This is a genomic window from Glutamicibacter endophyticus, assembly GCF_048457885.1.
Lineage (GTDB): Bacteria > Actinomycetota > Actinomycetes > Actinomycetales > Micrococcaceae > Glutamicibacter > Glutamicibacter endophyticus.
On sequence record NZ_CP174200.1, the window covers coordinates 307,429 to 330,314 of the forward strand.

20 protein-coding genes and 2 riboswitches are annotated in these 22,886 nt (G+C 61.4%); of the genes, 4 read left to right on the forward strand and 16 right to left on the reverse strand.

What is annotated here, in order from left to right; genetic code table 11:
• Window positions 1–28 precede the first annotated feature (28 nt).
• Entirely contained in the window at window positions 29–454 is a 426-nt protein-coding gene (locus tag ACJD00_RS01610) for a Fur family transcriptional regulator (protein WP_309410473.1), read from the reverse strand.
• A 431-nt stretch (window positions 455–885) separates the two neighbouring features.
• Entirely contained in the window at window positions 886–1,695 is an 810-nt protein-coding gene (locus ACJD00_RS01615; protein ID WP_418908200.1) for an ABC transporter ATP-binding protein, read from the reverse strand.
• Window positions 1,696–1,700: 5 nt separating this feature from the next.
• Window positions 1,701–1,802, reverse strand: a riboswitch (SAM riboswitch).
• A 265-nt stretch (window positions 1,803–2,067) separates the two neighbouring features.
• Window positions 2,068–2,159: riboswitch (SAM riboswitch) on the forward strand.
• Between the two features lie 18 nt (window positions 2,160–2,177).
• Here ACJD00_RS01615 and ACJD00_RS01620 point away from each other — a divergent pair.
• Window positions 2,178–3,518 (forward strand): acyl-CoA dehydrogenase family protein, encoded by a 1,341-nt coding sequence (locus ACJD00_RS01620; protein WP_418908201.1) that lies wholly within the window; start codon window positions 2,178–2,180, stop codon window positions 3,516–3,518.
• 186 nt (window positions 3,519–3,704) lie between these two features.
• On the opposite strand, the gene ACJD00_RS01625 is transcribed toward ACJD00_RS01620, so the two are convergent.
• From ACJD00_RS01625 to ACJD00_RS01640, 4 genes are read right to left on the reverse strand one after another with little or no spacing between them, the layout of a single operon-like run.
• Entirely contained in the window at window positions 3,705–4,775 is a 1,071-nt protein-coding gene (locus tag ACJD00_RS01625) for a substrate-binding domain-containing protein (RefSeq protein ID WP_418908202.1), read from the reverse strand.
• A 48-nt stretch (window positions 4,776–4,823) separates the two neighbouring features.
• Window positions 4,824–6,074 (reverse strand): multiple monosaccharide ABC transporter permease, encoded by a 1,251-nt coding sequence (gene mmsB, locus ACJD00_RS01630; RefSeq protein WP_418908203.1) that lies wholly within the window; start codon window positions 6,072–6,074, stop codon window positions 4,824–4,826.
• A 39-nt stretch (window positions 6,075–6,113) separates the two neighbouring features.
• Entirely contained in the window at window positions 6,114–7,679 is a 1,566-nt protein-coding gene (gene mmsA, locus ACJD00_RS01635) for a multiple monosaccharide ABC transporter ATP-binding protein (RefSeq protein ID WP_418908204.1), read from the reverse strand.
• Complete coding sequence (locus ACJD00_RS01640; protein WP_418908205.1) at window positions 7,676–8,866, reverse strand: ROK family transcriptional regulator; 1,191 nt, start codon at window positions 8,864–8,866, stop codon at window positions 7,676–7,678. The genes mmsA and ACJD00_RS01640 overlap by 4 nt, the downstream gene beginning before the upstream one ends.
• A gap of 429 nt (window positions 8,867–9,295) precedes the next feature.
• Between ACJD00_RS01640 and ACJD00_RS01645 the strand changes: the two genes are divergently transcribed.
• From ACJD00_RS01645 to ACJD00_RS01655, 3 genes are all read left to right on the forward strand, one after another.
• The gene (locus ACJD00_RS01645) at window positions 9,296–9,802 is read left to right on the forward strand and encodes a sigma-70 family RNA polymerase sigma factor (protein ID WP_418908206.1); all 507 of its coding nucleotides are present in this window, start codon (window positions 9,296–9,298) and stop codon (window positions 9,800–9,802) included.
• The gene (locus tag ACJD00_RS01650) at window positions 9,799–10,491 is read left to right on the forward strand and encodes an anti-sigma factor family protein (protein ID WP_418908207.1); all 693 of its coding nucleotides are present in this window, start codon (window positions 9,799–9,801) and stop codon (window positions 10,489–10,491) included. Before ACJD00_RS01645 ends, ACJD00_RS01650 begins: the two co-directional genes overlap by 4 nt.
• A gap of 65 nt (window positions 10,492–10,556) precedes the next feature.
• Window positions 10,557–11,066 carry a hypothetical protein gene (locus ACJD00_RS01655; RefSeq protein WP_418908208.1) on the forward strand — a complete coding sequence of 170 codons (510 nt, stop codon included), beginning with the start codon at window positions 10,557–10,559 and terminating at the stop codon, window positions 11,064–11,066.
• On the opposite strand, the gene ACJD00_RS01660 is transcribed toward ACJD00_RS01655, so the two are convergent.
• From ACJD00_RS01660 to ACJD00_RS01705, 10 genes are all read right to left on the reverse strand, one after another.
• Entirely contained in the window at window positions 11,014–11,745 is a 732-nt protein-coding gene (locus ACJD00_RS01660) for a heme oxygenase (biliverdin-producing) (RefSeq protein ID WP_418908209.1), read from the reverse strand. The two genes, ACJD00_RS01655 and ACJD00_RS01660, sit on opposite strands and share 53 nt — an antisense overlap.
• 165 nt (window positions 11,746–11,910) lie before the next feature.
• Window positions 11,911–13,734 (reverse strand): gamma-glutamyltransferase, encoded by a 1,824-nt coding sequence (gene ggt, locus ACJD00_RS01665; protein WP_418908210.1) that lies wholly within the window; start codon window positions 13,732–13,734, stop codon window positions 11,911–11,913.
• A 122-nt stretch (window positions 13,735–13,856) separates the two neighbouring features.
• Window positions 13,857–15,494: an ABC transporter permease gene (locus ACJD00_RS01670; protein ID WP_418908211.1), complete on the reverse strand. Its 1,638-nt coding sequence runs from the start codon at window positions 15,492–15,494 to the stop codon at window positions 13,857–13,859.
• A complete protein-coding gene (locus ACJD00_RS01675; protein ID WP_418908212.1) occupies window positions 15,491–16,414 on the reverse strand; it encodes an ABC transporter ATP-binding protein in 924 nt (307 codons plus the stop codon). The genes ACJD00_RS01670 and ACJD00_RS01675 overlap by 4 nt, the downstream gene beginning before the upstream one ends.
• 150 nt (window positions 16,415–16,564) lie before the next feature.
• Window positions 16,565–16,786: an integrase core domain-containing protein gene (locus ACJD00_RS01680; protein ID WP_418909285.1), complete on the reverse strand. Its 222-nt coding sequence runs from the start codon at window positions 16,784–16,786 to the stop codon at window positions 16,565–16,567.
• 987 nt (window positions 16,787–17,773) lie between these two features.
• Complete coding sequence (locus ACJD00_RS01685) at window positions 17,774–18,721, reverse strand: carbohydrate ABC transporter permease (protein ID WP_309409159.1); 948 nt, start codon at window positions 18,719–18,721, stop codon at window positions 17,774–17,776.
• The gene (locus ACJD00_RS01690) at window positions 18,718–19,857 is read right to left on the reverse strand and encodes a carbohydrate ABC transporter permease (RefSeq protein ID WP_418908213.1); all 1,140 of its coding nucleotides are present in this window, start codon (window positions 19,855–19,857) and stop codon (window positions 18,718–18,720) included. Before ACJD00_RS01690 ends, ACJD00_RS01685 begins: the two co-directional genes overlap by 4 nt.
• A 69-nt stretch (window positions 19,858–19,926) precedes the next feature.
• Entirely contained in the window at window positions 19,927–21,279 is a 1,353-nt protein-coding gene (locus ACJD00_RS01695) for an ABC transporter substrate-binding protein (RefSeq protein WP_418908214.1), read from the reverse strand.
• 132 nt (window positions 21,280–21,411) lie between these two features.
• The gene (locus tag ACJD00_RS01700) at window positions 21,412–22,437 is read right to left on the reverse strand and encodes a LacI family DNA-binding transcriptional regulator (protein ID WP_418908215.1); all 1,026 of its coding nucleotides are present in this window, start codon (window positions 22,435–22,437) and stop codon (window positions 21,412–21,414) included.
• Between the two features lie 76 nt (window positions 22,438–22,513).
• On the reverse strand, window positions 22,514–22,873 hold the full coding sequence (locus ACJD00_RS01705; RefSeq protein ID WP_418908216.1) for a VOC family protein: 360 nt from the start codon (window positions 22,871–22,873) through the stop codon (window positions 22,514–22,516).
• Window positions 22,874–22,886 lie beyond the last annotated feature (13 nt).

The window sequence follows — 22,886 nt, forward strand, 5'->3', positions numbered from 1 at the left end:
CTATGGACCGTTGGATGCGGTGAATTCGTTACGGTGTCTGCGAGGAAAACTGGCACTCGGGGCACAGCCCCCAGTAGATAACCTCGGCCTCGTCGATCAGGAAGCCATGGTCATCCGAGGCGCAAAGGCAGGGTGAATCTCCCACGGAGCAATCCACATCGGCAACCATGCCGCAATTGCGGCACACCACATGGTGATGGTTGTCGCCTACCCGCGCCTCATAACGTGCGCTGTGCCCATGAGGCTGAATTTTGCGTACCACGCCCAGCTCGGTGAGGAGCTTAAGGGAGTCATAGACAGCCTGATGAGACACCGTCGGGTACTGTTCACGCACCGCTGCGATCACCGTTTCGGTGTCCGCGTGCGGATGCGAGGTGACGGCAGAGAGCACCGCGACGCGTGGACGCGTCACGCGCAGGGATGCCGCCCGCAGTACCTCTTCGATTCCGACCATCTCAGTCACAGTCTCCAGCATGACGGCTTTTTTTGAATGAGTCAAGATAACGAAAGGTGTGTTGCAGGTTACGTAAACTTAACGCGCTCGGTACGGTTTCGTGGTCTCCAACGGGGGCTCGTGTTGCCGCATTAATCGGCGCCCCGTGCCGCGCACATTTTCGCGGAGTTGGCTTTGGTGCACCTAGCGCGAACGTAACCTGCCGTGCCTTGGTTTCACCGGGAGATCCTTCAGGTTGGGCCCGGTAGTGGTGAACGTAGTATTCCCCTGTGTTCCGGAGGGCACCAGTTCACCGTGGGCGGCAACCAGAAGACGCCAGTCTCGCGACAGCGCAGGTCCACGGGGGAGTGCGAGAACTAGGTGGCTCGCTGGTTGATCGGAGCAAGGCGCATGCACCGGTGTGGCCTGCCGCAGGGGCGATGTGCGCTGTATTAGTCGGTGTGGTTATCGACGCTGAGCAAATCCTGCAACATGTTGCGGTGCGCGCCGAAGTCGCCGTCGCGGCGCTGGTGCCCGGCCGCGGTGTCTAGGCGCAGATCCCGGATGACGCCGGCCGGAATGCCCGGTGCCTCGCGGCCCAGTACGATCACTCGGTCCGCTAACTGCAGGGCCTCGTCGACATCGTGGGTCACGAGCAACACTGTGGTGGGAATGGCCGCGTGAACCGCGCGCAACAGCTCCTGCAATTCGAGTCGAGTCAGCGCATCCAGAGCCCCGAAGGGTTCATCAAGGAGCAGCACGCCGGGGCGGCGGGCTAGGGCGCGAGCCAGCGAGACGCGTTGCGCAAGGCCGTCTGAGATTTCCTGCGGGTGCACGTCGGCTACCTGTGCCAGGCCGGTAATCTCGAGCAGTTCATCGATCAGGGTGGTGCCCTCGTTCTGGTCCAAACCCAGTGGCAGGCCGAGCTCGATATTTTCGCGAATCGAACGCCACGGCAGCAGTCTTGGTTCTTGGAAGGCGACCGAGCAGCGCTCGTCAATCCCGGCCACCGGCAAGTCGCCGATGAGCACCTGCCCGGAGCTTGGCGTATCTAGCCCGCTAGCTGCGCGCAACAAGGTGGATTTTCCGCATCCGCTTGGGCCCAGAATGGCCACCAGTTCACCGGCGGCGATCTCGAGGTTAAAGTCCTGCAGTACTCGGCGGGTTTCGCTGCGTGTGCTAAAGGTGCGTGCAAGCCGGCGGAAGCTCAGCGGCAGGGCAGTATTGGTTGAGGTGTGCGCGGGTGCGTAGGCAAGTGCCATGATCATCTCCATCGGTTCTGGCGGTAGCACCGTCCGCGACCAGTTCATGGGCGTGGTGGTTGCTGCGGCGTCGTCGAGCCAGATCTCTCGGCCGCTCGGGATGGTTCCGCAACAATCGAACCGCGTCGAATGAACCGAGGGCAAACCTTTCGTAACATGACGAATCTTCGAAAGATGGTGGCCGGACGCGAGAAATTCTGATTCTTCTTTTGATAAGTGTGGATTCGTTGATGAACTTGAAGGATCGACGAAGCGCCTTTCGTGGCCACCGGCCTACATCTCCTGAAGTATGACTGGCGTCACTACTACGGCTCGTTACTTTGTGACGCCCGGCTTGGGACGTGAAAGGACGTAACGCTACAAATGATTACGAACCCATCCAGAGCGGCCGAGAGATCTGGCTCGACGACGCCGCAGCAACCACCCGCGTGACGGGCCGGTGCTACCGCCAGATCCGATGGAAAGAAATGAGGATTTTTCCAGTGTCTTTCGACAACGCCAACATGGACTTCAACGCATTGAGTGACCCCGCCGGGGCTTCGGCCCGTAATCTAGATGACCACGTAGAGCCGGTGGCCGTGCGCCAACTGTTAAAGGTCACTCCCGGGCCGTGCGCGGATGAGCAGTACGAACGCCTGGCTGCGATTTTTCGTCCGGTGTTCGCGCAAATCGCTGACGGAACCAATGAACGCGAGCAGCTTCGTCAGCTTCCCTTTGAACAGGTCGGCTGGCTCAATCGCGAGCGTTTTGGGGCGTTGCGGTTACCGGTCGAAGCCGGTGGCCACGGGGCACGGCTTTCGGATGTATTTCGCTTGTTGATCGAGTTGGCTGAGGCGGATTCCCACATTGCTCAACTGTGGCGGGCGCATATTGCCTTCACCGAGCATGTGCTCCGGCTTGAGGACGAGGCACTGCGTAAAAAGTGGATCGCGCGCATTGCGTCCGGACATATCGTCGGTAACGCCTACACCGAAAAGGGCGGCAATCCGCTCGGGACACTGAATACGGCCGTCAGTGAGGTCAATGGCCGCTGGGTCGTTAACGGCGAAAAGTACTATTGCACCGGCACCATTTTCGCGGATTGGACCACCGTCGCGGTCAGCCACCCGCAGCGCCCGGGGCGTCACATTGCCGTGGTTTCCACCCAGCACAGCGGCGTTAAAATCATCGATGACTGGGACGGGTTCGGCCAGCAACTGACCGGCACCGGCACCACCGAATTCAGCAATGTCCCGGTAGATAGCTTCATGCCCGAAGACCCCATCGATCCGGAAGCCGCGATCTTCCAGCTCGTGCTGCTTGCGGTCCAGGCAGGTATCGGCCGGTCGGCGCTGAACGACATGCGCCTGGCGGTTCAGTCGCGTACCCGCAGCTTCTCCACCGGCACCGGCGTGCCGGTGCATCAGGAACCACAGGTATTGCAATTGGTCGGGGAGGTCTCCGGTGCGGTGTTCGCCAGCGATGCGGTGGTGATGGGGGCCGTTTTGGAGGTTGAAGCCGCGCTGGCCGACAGCAACCTCAATGACCACGAGCGTTTCGCCGTGTGTGAGCTGGCCGCCAACCGCGCGCAGAGCGTAGTGCAGCCCATGGTTATCGCTGCCACCAATAAGCTTTTCGACGGGCTGGGGGCTTCGGCCACCCGAGCGTCCTTTAACTTCGACCGGCACTGGCGCAATGCGCGCACCATCGCCACCCACAATCCTGCGGTCTACAAGTCACGTATCGTTGGCGACTACGAAATCAACGGTGTGCAACCCAAGCGCCTGTCGGTAACCGGCGAGGTGACCTCAACGTCTCATACCAACACCACTGGCGGATTCTAGAGGCGGCTGGCTTCCCATGCGCCGGAACTGACGCGGAACTCTGACCAAACTCGTCGCGATGAACTGTCCCGTGCCTCGGCCCGGGACAGCGATCGATGACACGCTCGATCATCCCCGTGGACACAAAGAGCGCTGGCCCCAGACAGAAGTCTGGGGCCAGCGACTTTTTGAAGCTACGTGCTGCCGTTACTTGCCTTCGGTAATCGGGCCAAGCACCGGATCGTCGGCGTATGCCTCGGTGACGTTCTCCTTGGTTACGATCTGCGGATCCAGCAGATTCGCCGGAACGGTCTTCGAGCCGTTATCGAAGGACTCTGCATCGGTGACCTTTGGCTCTTCACCAGCCTGTAGTGCCTTGACCATATCGATCGCCTCGGCCACCAGGTTGCGGGTGTCCTTGTTGATCGTGGAGTACTGCTCCCCGGCCATGATCGACTTCACCGATTCGACCTCGGAGTCCTGACCGGTGACCACCGGAAGATCCTTACCGGCAGCCTTGACCGAGGTCAGCACGGCGCGGGCCAGGGTGTCATTCGGGGAGAGCACACCATCGAGGTCTTCCTTGCCGTAGTTACCGGTCAAGATGGTGTCCATGCGCTTCTGCGCATTTTCGGACTTCCAGCCCTGGGTTACGGCCTGCTCGAAGGACTTCTGCCCGGAGAGTACCTTCAGGGTTCCGTCGTCGATCTTCGGCTTCAGCACGCTCATGGCTCCGTTGAAGAAGTCATCGGCGTTGGCATCATCCGGGGAACCGGCGAAGAGCTCGATGTTGTAGGGAGCCTTGCCCTTCTTCTCGAGCCCCTCGAGCAGTGCCTTGCCCTGCAGCTCGCCGACCTGGAAGTTATCGTAGGCCACGTAGTAGTCCACGTTCTCCGTGTTGGTCACCAGACGGTCGTAGGCGATCACGGTCGCCCCGGCTTCCTTGGCGGCGGCCAACTGGGTGCCCAGCTGCGAGCCGTCGATGGCGCCGACGATGATGACCTTGGCGCCGTTGGTGACCATGGCGCTGATCTGATTCTGCTGTTCGGCGACGCCGCCGTTGGCGAACTGCACGATCGGCTCGAAGCCGGCATCCTTGAGTCCGTCGTTGAACAGTTTCTCGGCCAGCACCCAGTTTTCACTGGTCTTCTGCGGCAGGGCCACGCCGATGGCCGAACCCTCTTCGAAGCCGCTGGCTTCGGATCCGGTGTCGGTCTGACGGCCACAGCCGGTCAGGGCCAGAGCCGCGATGGCCGCGGTGGCAGCAAGCTTTCGCATGGTGAACTTCATTGTTTTCACTTTCTCTCAGGTGGGTGACGAACTGAACTAGACGGAAATTTTTTCCGGGGTTGGGGGTGCTGGGGTGGAGGGCTTATTGAAGGAACGCATGAGCAGGCCGGTGATCGAAGGCTTGCCCTGGGTCTTGTTGTAGACATCGAAGGCCACGGCGGCCAGCAGCACCAGACCCTTGATGATCTGGGTGGCATCCGCACCCACACCGAGCAGCTGCAGACCGTTATTCAAGACGGCCATCACCAGACCACCGATGATCGACCCCATGACCGTACCGACACCGCCGGAGACGGCCGCACCGCCGATGAACACTGCGGCGATTGCGTCGAGTTCCCACATCACGCCGTCGAAGGGGCCGGATGCGGTGGAACGGGCGACGAACATCATGCCGGCCAGCGCGGCCAGAATCGACATGTTCATCATGACCAGGAAGTTGACCTTCTTCGAGCGCACACCGGAGAGCTCGGCGGCGTGCTTATTGCCACCCACCGCGTAGACGTGACGGCCCAGAATGGTGCGCGTGGAGATGAAACCGTAGATCAGCACGAGAACCAGCAAGATCAGACCGGAAATCGGGATCGAGGTGCCCGGTCGTCCGGTGGCAAACAGGTAGGTCGCGTAGAGCACGGCCGCCGAAATCAGCGTCACCTTGGTGACGTCGACCCACAGTGGGGCAACCACGGCACCGAGGGTGCGGTTCTTAATGCGGGCCCGGCGGCTGCTGAGGATGAAGAAGAGCACCGCACCCAAGCCCAGGAGCAGGGTCAGGTTGTTGTAACCGGTCACCGGCCCGACTTCCCACAAATAACCGGCGCCAATGAACTGGAAGTCCTCGGGAACCGGGACCGTGTTGGACTTGCCAACGAACTGGTTCAACCCACGGAAGAGCATCATGCCCGCCAACGTGACGATGAAGGCCGGGATCCCCACGTATGCGACCCAGAACCCCTGCCAGGCACCGATAACGGCACCGAGCACCAGGCCGAAGACGATCGCCAGCCACCAGGGCAGATGCCAGTCGCGCATGGCGATGGCCACCGCGATACCGACGAAGGCCGCAATGGAGCCGACCGACAGGTCGATATGCCCGGCGATGATGACCAGCACCATGCCGATAGCCAGCACCAGAATGTAGGCGTTGCCGTTGATCAGGTTAATGACGTTGCCGGAGGTCAGGGTGCGGCCGCCGGTGCGGAACTGGAAGAAAAGGATCAGCGCCACCAAGGCGAAGATCATGCCGAATTGGCGGGTGTCCCCGCCGAAGAGCTGCTTGAGCGCATTCATGCTGAATTCCTGCTGTGATCGATGGGTTGATGGGTGTCGCTAGCCGGCCTGTAGGCCGGAGTCCGCACGGTCGGCGGTCATGAGGCGCATCAGGTTTTCCTGGGTCGCCTCATCTTTGTTCAGCACACCGGTGATGGTGCCTTCGAAAATTGTGTAGATACGGTCCGAGAGGCCGAGCAGTTCGGGCAGTTCCGAGGAGATCACGATGACCGCCTTGCCCTGCCGGGCTAGTTCCTGAATGATTCCGTAGATTTCATACTTCGCACCCACGTCGATGCCTCGCGTAGGCTCGTCCAGAATGAGTACCTCGGGGTCCGTGAACATCCACTTGGCAAGCACGACTTTCTGCTGGTTACCGCCCGAAAGCTTCGCCACGGATTCATCCACCGAGGGAGTCTTCGTGCGCAGCGAGGTGCGATAGTTCTCGGCGACCGCATATTCGGCCCGGCGATCAACCACGTCATAGCGGCTGATCTTGCGCAGATTGGCCGCGACGGTGGTGGTCTTGATGTCGTCGAGCAGGTTCAGCCCTAGACTCTTGCGGTCTTCGGTGACGTATCCGAGACCGGCGTCGATGGCCTGGCGTACATTGCGAAGCTGGACCTCCTTGCCGTGGATGCGCACCTGCCCGGAGAGGAATCGTCCATAGGAACGTCCGAAGACCGAGCGGGCCAGCTCGGTGCGACCGGCGCCCATGAGGCCGGCGAAGCCGACGATCTCACCGGCCCGTACGAAGAAGTTCGAGCCCTTGCACACGAGTCGGTCTTCAACGTTCGGGTGGGCGACGGTCCAGTTCTCCACCTCGAGCAAAACGTCGCCGAAATGCGGGGTGTGATCCGGGAAGCGGGACTCGAGGGAGCGGCCCACCATGCCCTTGATAATGCGGTCTTCGTCGACCCCGCCCGCCGAGACATCGAGGGTTTCGATTGACTTGCCGTCACGAATGATGGTGATCGAGTCGGCCACCTGCTCAATTTCGTTGAGCTTGTGCGAGATGATGATCGAGGTGATCCCCTTCTCACGTAGCTGCCCCATGATGCGCAGGAGGTGCTGCGAATCTTCCTCGTTCAGCGCCGCGGTGGGCTCATCCAGGATCAAGAGCTTTACGTCCTTGTTCAAGGCCTTGGCAATTTCAACCAGCTGCTGTTTACCCACGCCAATGTCCTTGATCGGGGTGTCCGGGTCATCATGCAGACCCACCGAATCGAGGAGGTCCACGCTGCGTCGCCGGGCTTCGGCCCAGTCGATGACGCCCATGCGGGCCGGTTCATTACCCAGGAAGATGTTTTCGGTGATCGACAGTTCGGGAATCAGGGCCAGTTCTTGGTGGATGATCACGATGCCAGCCTTCTCGCTGGAACGGATATCACGGAACTGGCGGACCTGGCCGTCGTAGAAGATGTCTCCCTCGTAGCTGCCGTGCGGGTACACCCCGGAGAGCACTTTCATCAGGGTGGACTTACCGGCACCGTTTTCCCCGCAGATCGCATGAATTTCGCCGCGGGCCACCGCCAGGTTCACCGCATCCAGGGCCAAGACCCCGGGGAATTTCTTGGTAATGGAACGCATCTGCAAGATGGCGTCCGCGGTCATCGTTTCGGTCATGGGATCTCTACCTCGTTGAAATTGGTGTGCAGGTCTACCGCACGACGCACCGCGAGGGTGGCCGCGCCGAGGGCTTCGGCTCGTTCGCCGAGCGAAGCGGTGACGATACGGGTGGTTTCAAAGAGCGTTTCGCTCGTATAACGCTGGTGTCCGCGGCGAACCGGGTCCAGCAACAGCTCGCCTAAGGGGCCTCCAACGACGATGACTTCCGGGTTGAGCAGGCTCGAGATGAACCCGAGGGTGCGCCCAGCGGCCAATCCGGCGTCCTCGAGCACGCGTAGCGTCGGCGGGTGCCCGTCGAGGGCGTACTCCACCAGCTCCGCAACCGACCGGGGCGGGTCGATGGTGTGCTGTAGTCGATCGAGCATCCGGTCGGTCGAGGCCTGCGTTTCGAGGCATCCACGGTTGCCGCAGCGGCAGGGTAGGCCGTCATCCTGCATCGCCGCGTGGCCGATTTCGCCGGTGATACCAATATGTCCGTAGTGGATCTGGCCGTTGAGCAGAAGTCCGGCACCGATACCGCGATCGATTTTGAGGTAGAACAGCTGCTCGCTGGTGGCGTGCTCGGACCACGTGGCCTCGGCCAAAGCCGCCAGATTGGCGTCATTGTCGATCACCGTGGGCACCTGAAGTGCCTGGCCCACGGCGGCTGCAATATCCACCCCGGCCCACTGCGGCAAGATGGAGGAGCTGGCCAAGGTGCCGGTGCGGTGGTCGATCGGCGATGGCAGCGACACCGCTGCCTCCAGAACAGATCCACGGCTGATCTCTCCGCTGTCGACCATCTGCGTGAGTAGTTCGGCAGCACGGGCGATACAGGCCTCGGCGCCACTACTGGCCGGCAGATCGCTGGTGCGTTCGGCGACGATGGTGTTGCCAGAGGCGACGACGATCATCCGCAAACCACGACGACCAAAGTCGATGCCCAGCCCCAGGGCGCCGGGCCCATTGAGCACGATGTTCAGTGCCTTGCGTCCGGAACTGATGGTCGGTTCGGTGTGGGCCCGTCCCTGAGTGATGAGATTCTTGACGATGTTGCTGACCGTGCCGGCCGAAAGGCCGGTATCACGTGTCAACATGGCCTGAGTCCGCGGACCAGAGGCCAACGCAAGGAGCACTCGACGTGCGTTGCGGTGGCGCAGGGCGCTCTGTGAACCCGGTTTTCCGAGCTGCGTGGATTCTGGCATGAAAATAAGTGTGAACCAGATCACCAATGTCGTCAATGGGTGAATGGAAAATAGTTAGAAACTAGTTTTTGCATTCAGTTATTGAATGCAATGACCTCGGCACGCTTGGGCATTTGAGGGTGACTCTAACCGCTGTGCTAACGCCGCAAAACCCATAAATTCCGCACTGTTTGGCGCTTGAGGCGATCATCCATGCGCCAGCGCGCGACCCGAGCGATTCTTGGCTTGTGCTCAAACGATGAAAGCTATCCGGGTGCTTCCCGGTCCGTTGGAGCAGATTCCTCGGAGAAAGGTGCCGAGCCCGTCGACCGCGCGCCCTATAAGTGCCAGAGCTAATCGTGTAGGTTGATCGCCAGAGTCCGCGGGCACGGTGAACCGTCGGGGCCGGTACATCGTGTCCTACCCGTGGAAGTGTGTGAAGGAGTGCCCATGGCACGCGCGCGACAGGAGACCATGGCCCGCATGTACGAGTTACATGCCGCGGCACTCTGGCGCTATGCGTGGCGGCTGACCGGCGATCGACAACTGGCTGAAGACATCGTGCAAGAAACACTCTGCCGCGCCTGGAAGTCGCGCAAACTCATGGAGCAGGATCCGCAGACGACCCGTGCGTGGCTCTTTACCGTTGCCAGGCACTTGGTGATCGATGAATCCCGCTCGGCGCGGTACCGGCGCGAAGTGCCGGGGCTGGAGCAACTCGAGCCGGTGCGTGAAGATCAAACCGAGCAACTCTTTGATTCAATGGTCGTGATCGATGCTCTGGCCGCGCTGAGCGAAGAACACCGTCAGGTGATTGTTCGGGCCTACGTGGGTGGTCGCAGTACCTCGGAGATGGCCCAAGAATTAGGTATCGCCGCGGGCACCGTGAAGTCGCGCCTACATTATGGGATGCGGGCGCTACGCCTTGCTCTGGAAGAAAGGGGAGCGGGCTCATGACCGGCGCCGAATGCCGCTATGCACAATGGGATGCCGCCTACGTTTTATACGCGCTGGAGGACGCCGAGCACGACGAATACGAGCGCCATCTGGACCAGTGCGCTCAGTGCCGGGCAAATGTGGAACAACTGCGTGAGACCGCCGCATATCTTGAGGCTCTTGATTCGCAGTCCGGCCTCGCCCTCGAACCCGAGCTACCCACCGAGCTATTGGCAACGAGTCTGCGGCGGCACCGGGCACGCTGGGTGGCTCCGGCCTTAGCCGTTGCGGCGGCCGCGGCACTCGTGATTGTCGCCGTAATAGGCACCCTGGCTTGGGTGAATCGCGCGCCCGAACCCACTACTGCGGTGTCGCTGATACCGGCGGCCGCGGTGAAGCTCAGTTCAAATGTTGAATTGACCGAGGTTGGCTGGGGCACCAAAATTCGGGTCAACTGCAGCTACCCGGCAGGAGAGCAGAACCTGCAGGGCCCCACGGGCGATCGGTACGCCGAATCCGCGGCCGGATATGCGCTCGTGCTCACGGATCTTCAGGGACGTGAGAGTCAGGTTGCGACATGGGGTGCGGTGCCGGGTAAGGAGATCGAACTGCAGGCGGCGACCGTACTTCGCCCGAGGCAGATTTCTCGGATCCAGATCACGGCGCAAGACGGTGGAGTTCTGCTCTCCGCCCCAATTAGTGTGCGGTGAACCAAATGGGCGACGGTCTCGTTTCACTTCCTACAGCAAGTTGTTCGTTGATGGAGGGGAATCCAATGAGAACACGAATTATGCTTACGACGGCCGTGCTCAGCGCCGGATTGCTGGCGCTAACGGCCTGTGGTGACTCGTCCGAGTCGCCCGGTGGGGGCGGCGGTTATGGCGCCCCCAAGAGCGAAAGCCCATCGTCGAGTCCCGCCGCGATGCTCGGGGTGCACGCCCTGCATGTCGTGGAATCGGATCTTGGGCAGATCGTCACCGACGACAAGGGCATGGTGCTCTACCAATTCGACAAGGATACCCAGGGGGCCGATAGTTCCGCCTGTGCCGACGAGTGCCTCAAAGCATGGCCACCGGTGCCCGCTGGCGAAGAACTGCCCGAGCTGCAGGGGGTGACCGGTGAGGTGGGAACCATTACGGGAACCGACGGAAGCCGGCAGTTGACCCTCAACGGCTGGCCGCTGTACTACTTCGCGGCCGATGTCGAAGCCGGAGAGGCCAAGGGACAAGGAGTCAAGGACGTCTGGTGGGTGCTCGACCCGGCCGGTGAACCGATTCGGGAATGAACCCGCGGGGATAGGCGGCGCCGGCGTCGCGAGCCTTCGAATCGAAAAGTAAATCTTCAAAGATTGCTTTGTTCCACGTAAAACCACGGCGCGCCTCGTCCAAGAGGGCCGCGGCGCACTGTGGTTGCGCCCCGAAGGCATCGAGTTTTCTGCGATAGGCGTCCTTATAGACCTTGGGCTTCGCAATGGAATCGAAACGCCACATGTTCAGGGCCTCGGGCGGAATCTCGTAATGCCGAGCCACAAGCCGGCCAATGGCTAGGCCACCGGATAGGTCTCCGAGGTACCTGAGGTAGTGATGGGCCACCAGCCGCGCCGGCTCCGCCGCGGCGGCACGGATCGCCGCGACATACCTTGCGGTGGCCGGTAGCGGTTCTGGGCAGCGGCTCATTCCGTGCATGGGTAATAGGACGCTGAGGTCACGGCTCAACTGTTCCGAACGTTCAAGGGCCGGATCGAAAAAATCCGCGACTTCGGGCAGGCCACGGAGATTGGCGACCTCATCTTCAAGGGCCCGGTACAGGTGGGCGTACTGGGCGATAAGCAGGGTGTAGTCCCGGGCGCTTCGGTCCCCGGCCATGAGCGTCGTGATGAACTCGCTGGATTCTGCCGCGCCGTGCTCGGCCTCGGTGGCCTTGCGCAGTGTCGTCGAAAATGGTGTGTCGCTGGCAAAAGGCATGGTCGCTCCGGGAGGTAACGGTTGTGATGCTGCGTGGTTATTCAGGCTAGTGCACACGCCTGTCGCTGTCAGCACCGGCAAGTCTGGGCCCGCCAGGCAAAAGGGCGCCGGGCTCGTTGCCATCGCAACGGGCCCGACGCCCAAAACACGCGTATTTTGTGTCCGTTAGCGTGTTGGCGAGAGCACCATGGCCGATCCACCGCCGCGTCGCCGCGGTTCGGCGGCCGCCGTCAATGTTCCATCTTCTGCGATCTCCACCGCGGCCACCGCGCCGATTTCGGCCTGTGGCGTGAAGGAGTCACCGGCCGGCACAAACTGATGTCCGTAGGACTCGAGCTGCTGGGCGTGCGCGTCAATGAACTCTGGTTCGGCGGTCACCTTGCTGGTGTTGCGCTGCGAGGCGCGCGGGGCAGCAATGGCTTCGGAAATATCCATGCCCAGATCCACCCGGTTGATGAGCGTCTGGAGCACCGTGGTGATGATCGTTGAACCACCCGGGGATCCGACCGCCAGCATCGGTGCGCCGTCGCGCAGCACGATCGTTGGGGACATCGAGGAACGCGGACGCTTCCCGGGTTCAATCCGGTTCGGATCCGCGGGGTCATAAATCGTCGAGAAATCCGTCAGCTCATTGTTCAGCAAGAAGCCACGGCCCGGAACGACAATTCCCGAGCCACCGGTCTGCTCGATGGTCAACGTGTAGGACACGACGTTGCCCCACCGGTCGGCTACCGATAGGTGCGTGGTGGAAATGTTCTCGGTATCCTCCTCGGCGGCCGGTGCGACCGGCGAGGTCGGGCATTCTCCGTCGTAGTCGGAGACATCGCCCGGAGCCACCGGCTTGACCGCGGCCTGCTCCGGATCCAGTTCGCAGGCGCGTTCGGCGCCAAATAGCGCATCGGTTAGCTCTGCGGTGGGCACATCCACGAAGGCCGCATCTCCGAGGTACTTACCGCGATCGGCGTAGGCCAGCGCGCTAGCTTCGAGGTAATGGTGCAAGGCATCGGATTCGTCCATCGAGGACAACTCGAAGGTGTTGAGAATATTCAGCGATTCACCCACGGTGGTGCCACCGCTGGAGGAGGGTGCCATCCCGAAAACATCCAAGCCACGGTAGCTGACTTCGGTGGGATCCTGCTCGAGGACCTCGTAGTTCGCCAGATCCTCGACGGTCATGCTCCCGACGGGTACCGGCAGTTCGGTATCTGCTGAAACCGGGGGTGCCTGAACCGTGGAGGCGATTTCTTCCGCCAGTTCGCCCTCGTAGAGAGCGGAGACGCCCTCCTTGGCCAACAGCCGATAGGTATCGGCCAGCTCATGGTTGGTGAAAATCGAACCGACCTGCGGCGCATCTCCGTCGGGAAGGAAGAGGTCGCGGGTCGAGTCAAAGGCCTCGAAGCGTTCCTTATTGTCCAGGGTTTGCTCGCGGAAGGTTTCATCCACCACGAAGCCGCGGGTAGCGGTCTTGATCGCCGGCTGTAGCACCTGACGCAGCGGCATCGTGCCCCAGTTCTCGAGGGCCTGCTGCCAGGTGGCGGCCGTGCCTGGAACGCCGACAGACACCCCGCTGGTGACGAGCTCGGGGGTGAAGCGGTAGGGCTCGTGCGTTTCCGGGTCGATGAAGGCATCGTGAGTTATGCCAGCCGGCGCGGTTTCGCGCCCATCGAGGGTACTGACCTTCCCGGACTTGGCGTCGTAGTAGAGAAAGTAGCCTCCACCGCCGATGCCGGCGCTATAGGGTTCGCTCACCCCGAGCGCCGCGGCCGCGGCCACCGCGGCATCCACGGCATTACCACCCTTGCGCAATACGCTCAGGGCGGCCGCCGAGGCCTCGGGATCAACCGTGGCCACGGCCCCTCCGGAGCCGGTGGCGGTAGCCTGCTTGTCGGTTTGTCGCGGTTCGGCGCTCGCCGGTGCAGAGGCCAGCGCGCCACAGCCAAGTGCCAGGGCGGCGGCCCACGCGGCAGCACGGACACTTCGTCGTGTCATTAGATGTCACTCCTTGAAGGTTGGGTGCGATCAGCACTGGCCAACCTATGCCACGAAGGCGGCGAAGCATTTGGGTGACACGCGTCACAGGCTTATGTTGCGTGGCTTCCGGCGCGGGCAGGTCATGCCGCTTTGAGGTCCCGGCGGCGGAAACCGAGGTATCCAGCTGCCCACAGCAACAGGCCGAGCACGCTGAACATTAAGATGGCTCCCGACGCTGGGTTGTGCCGCGGGTACTGCCCGATGGCTTGGAAAAGCGAGTTGTCGACGAGCTGTTGCTCGAGGCCAAGCAGGCTACCGAACAGCGCCAGGAAAACACTTACGGCGTAGAGGATCCAGTTCACGCCGGTTGCTCGTGGAACCCAGCCGTAGAGTGCCACTCCGACGGTGAGCAGCAGCCATAACGCCGGCAGCTGTACCAGGTGACCGAGCACCGCGCCGCAGAGCAGGGTGGGGTCCCCGGTGCTGAAAGATGCACCGAGCCCGGTGCCCAACCCCGCAGTGCCTAACAGCGCTCCCGAGGACACGAGGGCGTAGAGCGTCCACGCCGACACCCAGGTACCGCGGCCCATTCGGTCGGCTAATAATATTTCGAGACGGCCTTCGGATTCCTCGCCGCGTAAGGCGCTCACGCAGCGTAGCGAATACACGGCGACCAGAATGGCGAAAAACATCGCCAAATAGCCCACGTACCCTTTGATAATGGTTCCGGGCCCACCCATGAGAAGGGCGATCTGCGTAGGCATCGCCGTAATGCTCTGAGCCATCAAACCGGTTAGCGACCCCAAGATGATGCCGCCGAGCAGCACCGCGCACAACCACCATGCCAGTCCGGGGCCCTGCAGACGGACCACCAAGGCCCAGGGCGTCGCCAGCCACCTTGCAGCCCGGGCACGACCGGGCCGGTCGGCCAATAACCCGGCACCCAAGTCACGCCGCGACTGGATCCGCAAGGCGAGGGTGGCCACGACGAGTGCGCCGCTAAGGCTCAGCAGGAGCGGCCACCAATGATCATCGGTAAATGGAGCCGTCCGCTGTGCCCAGCCCAGAGGGGAGAGCCACGCAAGCCACCCCAAGGGGCCCCCGGCCGCGGCCGACATGTCACCCAAACCGCGCAGGATGAATGCGAGTGCCAGCACGGCCCCTGCCATCCCCGAGGCGGTTCGCGCCGAGGTCGTCAGCTGAGCGGTGAGGGCTCCGACGGCCGCGAAGAAGAATCCCACGCTGCCGATGCTCAGACCAAAAAGCAGCGAGGGGACGGCGGCTGGATGAGCGACCGAGCCAATGAACGCCAGCGCGATGCACAGGCTCACCGCCAGGTTCAGGGCGGCCGCGGCGCCCAGGGCGGCAAGCAAGGGGATCTGGCGACCTAAGACGTGGGAACGCAATAACTCTGCGTGCCCGCTTTCCTCTTCGGCGCGGGTGTGGCGTATGACGGTTGTGTGGCTCATCAGCGCGGCGCCGATCATCAAGAAAGTTGCGTAAACTCCCACCACGTAGCGTTCGACCGTGATCGCCTCGAAACCGAATCCGGGGCCGGAGATCAAGGCAAGCATGGGGTTGCGTACGAAGCCGGTCATCGATTGCAGCGTGGCTGGATCCATCAACAAGGTGATGGCAGTGATGAAGTACAGGGCCAGCAGGCCCAGCGTGAAGACCCACACCGGCGCACGCCACCGGTCGCGTCGGGCGATGAACCGAAGGTAGGGGATCATCCCCAGAGGTGTTGCCTCGGCCTTGTGCCGGGCTGGGCTACTCATTTCCGTTCCGCCGAGGTCGTGCCGGGCTCGCCATAGTGCCGTAGTAGCAGCTGTTCGAGCGTCGGCGGCGTGGCCGTCAGCGATGCGACGCCCCAGTCGGAGATCAGCTGCATAATTTGCGGTAGGTGTTCCTGATCCGCGCTAAAGCGCACCGTGCCCTCATGCGAGTGCACGTCATGCACGCCCGGCGTGCCGCTCAGCGTTTCGATCACTTCGCGTGGCTCGCTCAGTCGGAGCGAGATGCTGGTGCTGGCCAAATGGCGCAACTGCTCCAAGCTACCGCTTTCCACGACGACGCCGCGCCGGATAATCGAAACCGTATCGGCCAGTGCCTCCACTTGGGCCAGAATATGGCTCGACAGCAAGATCGAACGTCCCTGTTGGCGGACCTCGCGGATGCATTCTTGAAACTGGGCCTCCATCAGGGGATCGAGACCAGAGGTGGGCTCGTCTAGGAGCAACAGTTCGACCTCGGAAGCTAGCGCGGCAATGAGTGCGACCTTCTGCCGGTTGCCTTTCGAGTAAGTACGGGCCTTTGCCCGCGGGTCTAGGTCGAAGCGTTCAATGAGTTCGTCACGCCGGGCGGGGTTCGCCGAACCGCGTAGGCGCATGAAGAGGTCGATGGCCTCACCACCGGTGAGATTGGGCCACAGCGCCACATCGCCGGGCACATAGGCTAACCGGCTGTGAAGTTCGACCGCATCGGCCCACGGGTCTTTACCCAAGACCTGTGCGGTGCCCGCATCGTGACGTAGCAACCCCAGAAGAATGCGTAGGGTCGTCGATTTGCCGGCGCCGTTTGGACCGAGGAACCCGTGCACCTCTCCGGTCTGCACCCGCAACGACAGCCCCGCAAGGGCTTGTTTGCGACCAAATGATTTCGTCACCTGCTCCAGGTTCACTGCTGGGATATCACTCATCATCCGGTCCTTTTCGAGTCTGTGCCGTTCATGCTCGAGCCCTGCTGACTTTTCCCGCCCGCATGTCGACACTCAACACCCGTTACTTACCCCTGTCAACGGTTGGCGTTCCCCGCAATGAGTGGACACATGATCTAGAGTTCATGCGGTTCACACCGGCAGGGTTTCACGTCGATTGCCCAAGGAACTCCGACCTTTCAATTGCTGAGCAAACTCCACCGGAGGGCCCATCTTCAAACTTGAATACAACCGGTGATGGTTATAGAAATCTTCAATCCACCGAGCCGCTTTCTGCTTCATTTCGGCCCGGTTAGCCCACAGGTACCGGCCATGGAACTCGGTCCTCGGCGCCGACCAGAATGACTCGCTTATGGCGTTGAGGCCAGCGGGCGCCCATGTACGCTACGGACCGTAGCGGATCCGGCCGACCGCAAGGCCATGCAACTGCGTCGGGGCGACGTTGCCGCTTCGGTCTGCGTGGATGAAGACCTGATCTGGTCCCTGCCCTCGCAGGGTTCATGCCGTACGCAGTGCCCCTTCCACCCGATCAGCGTTCTGTGCAGTATTTTCACGTTCCGTTCAAGAGGCGCGATAGCCCTGGGCCGATGGGGTCTAGAGCAAAGACGCCATCGTGGATAGCGAGAACTCGCCCTTCAACGCGAAAAGGGAGGATGCTTTTCCCCGCAACCGGCAGTCCTTCCGCAAATCGACGACCTCCATACGCAGGCGTTTGAGTTCTTCTCGTTCGTGCTCGTTCAACGCTCCGGTTACCTCGCCATTAAGACTGCGGCGAGAGCGTTCTATATTCACCGGATTCTTAATAGCTTTTGCTACGGTGCCACCACGGAGTATCGCCGATACTGCAGGGAGTCTGTACTGGAGTTTCGGTGTTGTTCTCATAGACTTTGCATCCAACGATCGAACGGACAGTGGGCATCGAGTTTTTACTAGCAATGCTTTTCGGGATGGCGTTCATCGCCGCGTGCGCTTCCTACGGGCGCTACCGCAATAACCGGAAAAATCGCGATCAGTAGGCCTTGGATTGGTGCCGCTGGTGGCTCTGGCCCGGCGGTGGAAGTCCGCGAGCAGGCGGTCACCTCAGAGAGCTTGATTGAGGCGATGTGCTGCACTGGCGAGTCCCAGCCGGATGAAGCAGCTCGCAAAATCGAAGTGCCGCTGTTGTCTTTCGTGACCTGCCGTAGCCATTCTGAAGTGTCGCGGCGGAGCTTCTCCGCGTAGCGTTACCAACGATCTCTCGTCGCACTTCTAGGATCCTGCGGAACTGATCCTGTCCAACGCGTCAAGGGCCGCGCGTAGTTAAAGCACAGCCGGCCGGTCAATGACCGGCCGGCTGGATGCTTAACCCTTGGTCGCTCCCGCGAGTAGCCCGCGAACGAAGAAACGTTGCAGTGCGAAGAACACCAGCAGCGGGATAATCATCGAGATAAAGGCGCCAGCGGTAAGAAGCTCCCAGGACTGGCCGTAGGTTCCGGACAGGTCCTGCAGTGCCTTGGTAATTGGCAGCTCCGTGCCGGAGGTAAAGACCGTGGCGACAAGCAGGTCATTCCACACCCATAGGAACTGGAAAATACCGAAGGAGGCGATGGCCGGCATGGCCAACGGCAAAATAATGCGGTAGAAGATCTGCCCGTGTCCGGCCCCGTCCACCCGTGCCGCCTCAATTACTTCACCCGGGATCTCGGAGATGAAATTGTGCAACATGAATATCGCCAGCGGTAGCGCGAAGATGGTGTGCGCAATCCACACCTTTGCGTAGGCGCCTTCCAATCCGTTGACCCCCAATCCCGGAAGGATATACAGCCCACCGATCTGCACGCCATCGGAGAACAGTTGTAGCAGCGGCACCAGTGCCATCTGAATCGGCACGATCTGCAGGGCGAAAACCGCCACGAAGAGCGTGTTACGACCCTTGAAGTTGATCCACGCGAAGGCGTACGCCGCCAGGCTGGCCAAAATAATCGGCACAACGGCCGCCGGAATCGTAATGGCCAGCGAATTCACGAACGCCTTGGACAGCGTGAGGCTATCACCGGAGTTCAGTGCCTTCGCGTAGTTCTCCAAGGTGAACGATGGATTGGCAAAGGCCGTCCACCAACCGGAGGTTTTGATGTCATTGGCCTCGCGGAAGGAGGAAATGAACAACCCTAGGGTCGGTAGCGTCCAAATGGCCGCAATAATGAAGGCCGCGAGCGTGGCGCCCCGTGAGGTGGCCGCACGCTTGAGCTTCCCACTGGTCGCCTCGGCTTTGCGCAGGGCACGCCGTGTGGTTTCTGGCACCAAACTCATCGGATTTCCCTTTGCTTCTTGAGCGAACGAACGTTGTAGATGATGATCGGAAGCACCAGCAAGAACAGCACGACGGCTAGCGCGGAACTGAAGCCGCTACGCCCGCCGAGCTGGAACTGGCGCACCATTTCGAACGCCAGCACCGTGGTATCCGAACGCCCACCGGTCATCGCCGAAACGATATCGAAGACCTTCAAAGACGCAATGGAGATCGTGGTGAGTACCACGATGATCGAGGAACGAATTCCGGGAACGGTGACATGCCAGAAGCGTTGCCAGGGGGTGGCCCCGTCGAGCTCGGCCGCCTCAAGTTGCTCCGCCGGCAGCCCCTTGATGGCTGCAGAAAGAATCACCATGGCAAAACCGGCCTGCGTCCAGATCAGGATCACCACCAAGAAGAGCGTGTTCCACGGTTCGAGGCCCAGCCAGTCGACCGGTTGCCCACCGAAGGCGGTGACCACCGCGTTCAGGACACCGATCTGTTCGCCGACGCGTGCGTCGTAGAAGAACTTAAAGATGATAGATGCGCCGACAAAGGAAATCGCCATCGGCATGAAAACGAGCAGCTTGAAGAATTTCTCACCGCGGCTACGGTCAATGAATACCGCGTAGGCCAAACCAATGGCCGTGGACACGACAGGAGCGACCAGCACCCACACAAGCGTGTTGATCAAAGCGGTCAGTCCGTCCGGGCTGGTGAGCACCCAGGCGAAGTTATCGAGGCCGGCAAACTTTGTGCCGTCGTTCGTGATGAACGCGTTCATCAGCGTGCGTAGCGCCGGGTAGATAAGGCCCAGCGCCAAGAGCAGCATCGCCGGGGCCATGAAGGCGATCAGCTGGAGGAAATAGCCGGAGCCTTGCCGCGATCGGTAGTCGATGATGAACAGCACGCCGCCGAGCGCCGCGGCCAACACGGCGACCCAGAGCACGGAGTTATACAGCCCGAAGAGCAACAAGATTGCCGCCGGTACCAGGACGGTCACCAGCAGGCGCAGGAGGGTGTAGCCGCGCCCGGGGCGCGTGGCGTACTCAATAAAGAACAGCACCGCGCCGATCAGCGCGATGAAAACGACAAGCACGATGGGTACTTGGGCTAGGGGCGGTAGCCCCGCAAGCCATTGAAAGAAGTCAGACATGATTCGGGCCTTTCACCGGCAACGCCGGATGCCGAAATATTCGGCATCCGGCGTCGCAACTGCCTTGGATTAGGAGTCGTATCCGGCCTGAATGGTCTTCAGGACACTCTCGGTAGAATCTCCATCAACCCAGTCCACGATGCCCTTCCAGAACGAATCGGAGCCGACGCTCTTCGGCATCAGATCCGAGCCGTCAAAGCGGAAGGTTGTCTCCGGATTCTGCAGCAGCTCAACGGCCGAACGTAGCAGGTCGCTACTGGCGTTGGCCGGGTCAAGACCGGAGTTCGCGGAGATGACACCGCCGAGCTTTACTCGGTTGTTGGCCCACTCGGCGCTGGCTAGGAACTGCTGAACCTTCGCGGTATCTTCATCGGTGCTGAAGGCCGCCACGAATTCGCCGCCACCGGTCACCGCGGCGGCATCATCGGCCGAAGCCGGCGGGGTGACGAATGCCCAGACATCACCGTCGGGGGCGACCGTAGGCTTCTTACCGTCTGCGTTGGTCGAGTCGAGGATGAATCCCTCGAGGAAGGAAGCCTGGTGGGTTAGTGGGCAACTGCCATCGGCGACCTTGGCGCCGATGTCGCCGAAGGCGGTGGCGTTAATCGACTTCACGCCACCGTAGCCGGCGTTGACCAACGTGTCATCGAGCAGAATGTTGCCCACCGAGTCGAATGCCGCGGCAATCTCTGCGTCGGTGAACTTCACCTCGCCGTTGACCCACTTGTCGTAGACTTCCGGTCCAGCCTGACGGAGCACGGCGTCTTCGATCCAGTCGGTGCCTGGCCAGCCGGAAGCCTCACCCGAGGCGAAACCAGCGCACCAGGAAGGCTTGCCGGTCTTTTCGGCGATGGTCTTGCCCAGCTGCTCCATTTCGTCCCAAGTCTTGGGAACTTCAACGCCCCACTTTTCGAAATTGGACGGCGAGTACCAGATGTACCCCTTGACGCTGGCCATCAGTGGAGCGCCGTACTGCACGCCATCAACCTGACCGTAGGCCTGCCAGTCCTCGGACCAGTTGGCCGAAACTTCTTGCTGAGCTCCCTCGGGTAGTTTCTGCACCTTGCCGCTGGAGACCGTGGCCTGAAGTAGGCCAGGCTGCGGGTAGATCGCGAGGTCCGGGGTGTCGCCGCCCTGGACTCGAATACCGAGCTGCGATTCGAAGTTCTTGTCGCCGGTGTACCGGATCTTGATGTCATTCTTCTCGGACCACTCCGCCCAGGATTCTTCGAGCAGGGTTGCCTCGGTTCCCGTGATGGGTCCGTAGATATCGACAACCCCGTCCGACGGCTGGCTCTGGTTGGCACCGCCCGAGGCGTTGGGATCGTTCGGGTCGGGCCCGCCACAACCAGCGAGGAGCAAGCTGCCCGCGGCCACCATCGCTGCTGGCGCCAGGCGCCAACGTTGCATTCGAGAATTCATGGGTTCCTCCAAGGTGAGTGTCATGCGGGCCGGCACGGCCCGGTTCCCTGCGATCCGATCAAATGTGACGCACGTCATCGACGCGCGTCAATGGTCGTTATCATGTCAGAGTAGGGCGCCCCCTGGCAAGGCTTATGAGCTTAGTGTGGGCGCGGGTCCGGAGCTTTGACGGCAGGTCAGTACCGGAGTGACCAATTCCTGCACGATAGGGCCCGGGTAATCGTCGATGAGATCCACCAAGGCGTTGATTGCGGCATGGGAAATCAGCGCAATCGGAGGCGATACGCTGGTCAATTCTGGGGAGATCATCTGCGCGGCCCGCTGCGAGACGCCCAGCCCCACCACCGATAGGTCTTCTGGGATGCGCAGTCCACGCACCGCCGCTTCATTGATGAACCCGGCGGTCGCAAACTCGCTAAAACCCAGTACGGCGGTGGCCGGCGGGTCAAGCTTCAGTACGGCCTCTAAAGCCTCTCGACCACCGGCGGCGCTGTGTTCGGTAGACACCATATGAAGCCGCACACCGTGGGCCTGCGCGGCCCGCTGCAATGCCTGTCGCGTGCGCACCGCTGGACCGTAACCGTGGTGCTGGTCCTCGATCTGCAACCCCAAGTAGCAAACGCAACGATGCCCCAGTTCCGCTAAATAGCCAATGGCTTTCTCGCCGAGCGCCTCAAAGTCATTATCCGCGTAGGACAAATCCGCGGTGTGACTCGGACGCCCGATGGAGACGAAGGGCGTGGATGACTCGCGCAACAATTCGAAGCGGGGGTCGATGATCGAAGCCTCCATGAGCACCACGCCGTCGACGAGCTTCTGACTCACGAGGCTCCGAAGCCCCGCCACATCGTCGGTCGGGTTGGTCCACAACAGCAGGTGCAGCCCGCGCCGGCGTGCCTGTTCAACCGCTGCGGTGACGTACTCGAATTCGGTCGAAGAGTACCCGCCACCGGAGGTGGGGAAGTGCAGAGCAATGATTCCACGGCGTGCCCCGGCCAGTCCTTGGGCGAAGGCATTGGGCGTGTAGTTCAGCTCCTGCATGGCCTGCAGCACGCGTGCCTTAGTCTCTTCGGAGATGCGGCGCCGTCCACTAATGACGTAAGAAACCGTGCTGGCCGAAACCCCGGCACGACGCGCAACGTCGTCTCTGGTTGCCAAATCGGTCCTCTTCGTTGAGTGACGTGATGCTGTGGCTCTAATTGAAACATAGCCGCCGCACTATTGCGGGACTAAGTTAGTCGACCGGCCACACCAGGCAGAAGATATTGCCAGCCGGGGACGCATAGACGTTGAAGTTGTCTTCGGCTTCCGCCTCGCGCACCAGTCGGGCGCCGTGGGCGAGAACTTCCTGATGGGCAAGAGCCCGATCGGCCACCCACAGATCCAGATGACTACGGGCCGGTTCCTCCGGCCAGCGCGAAGGGCGGTGCTGTGGAGCGAGCTGCACTCCTACCGAGACCACCCCTTCGGCGGTGCGCACCGACTTCCATTCCGCATCGCCCACTACCTGCCCTTCAAAGACCTCGGCCCAGAATCGACTTTCGGTCTCGATATCGGCGGCGTCGAAGACGATGGTTTGTCGAGTAGTTTTCATCTAGCCAGTCTAG

Excerpts from the sequence above, each read along its gene's own strand:
- ACJD00_RS01670 (WP_418908211.1), bottom strand. The coding sequence starts at position 15,494 with ATGAGTAGCCCAGCCCGGCACAAGGCCGAGGCAACACCTCTGGGGATG.
- mmsB (WP_418908203.1), bottom strand. The coding sequence starts at position 6,074 with ATGAATGCGCTCAAGCAGCTCTTCGGCGGGGACACCCGCCAATTCGGC.
- ACJD00_RS01625 (WP_418908202.1), bottom strand. The coding sequence starts at position 4,775 with ATGCGAAAGCTTGCTGCCACCGCGGCCATCGCGGCTCTGGCCCTGACC.
- ACJD00_RS01685 (WP_309409159.1), bottom strand. The coding sequence starts at position 18,721 with ATGAGTTTGGTGCCAGAAACCACACGGCGTGCCCTGCGCAAAGCCGAG.
- ACJD00_RS01655 (WP_418908208.1), top strand. The coding sequence starts at position 10,557 with ATGAGAACACGAATTATGCTTACGACGGCCGTGCTCAGCGCCGGATTG.
- ACJD00_RS01650 (WP_418908207.1), top strand. The coding sequence starts at position 9,799 with ATGACCGGCGCCGAATGCCGCTATGCACAATGGGATGCCGCCTACGTT.
- ACJD00_RS01660 (WP_418908209.1), bottom strand. The coding sequence starts at position 11,745 with ATGCCTTTTGCCAGCGACACACCATTTTCGACGACACTGCGCAAGGCC.
- ACJD00_RS01640 (WP_418908205.1), bottom strand. The coding sequence starts at position 8,866 with ATGCCAGAATCCACGCAGCTCGGAAAACCGGGTTCACAGAGCGCCCTG.
- ACJD00_RS01675 (WP_418908212.1), bottom strand. The coding sequence starts at position 16,414 with ATGAGTGATATCCCAGCAGTGAACCTGGAGCAGGTGACGAAATCATTT.
- ACJD00_RS01705 (WP_418908216.1), bottom strand. The coding sequence starts at position 22,873 with ATGAAAACTACTCGACAAACCATCGTCTTCGACGCCGCCGATATCGAG.
- ACJD00_RS01610 (WP_309410473.1), bottom strand. The coding sequence starts at position 454 with ATGGTCGGAATCGAAGAGGTACTGCGGGCGGCATCCCTGCGCGTGACG.
- ACJD00_RS01690 (WP_418908213.1), bottom strand. The coding sequence starts at position 19,857 with ATGTCTGACTTCTTTCAATGGCTTGCGGGGCTACCGCCCCTAGCCCAA.
- ACJD00_RS01645 (WP_418908206.1), top strand. The coding sequence starts at position 9,296 with ATGGCACGCGCGCGACAGGAGACCATGGCCCGCATGTACGAGTTACAT.
- ggt (WP_418908210.1), bottom strand. The coding sequence starts at position 13,734 with ATGACACGACGAAGTGTCCGTGCTGCCGCGTGGGCCGCCGCCCTGGCA.
- ACJD00_RS01695 (WP_418908214.1), bottom strand. The coding sequence starts at position 21,279 with ATGAATTCTCGAATGCAACGTTGGCGCCTGGCGCCAGCAGCGATGGTG.
- ACJD00_RS01615 (WP_418908200.1), bottom strand. The coding sequence starts at position 1,695 with ATGGCACTTGCCTACGCACCCGCGCACACCTCAACCAATACTGCCCTG.
- mmsA (WP_418908204.1), bottom strand. The coding sequence starts at position 7,679 with ATGACCGAAACGATGACCGCGGACGCCATCTTGCAGATGCGTTCCATT.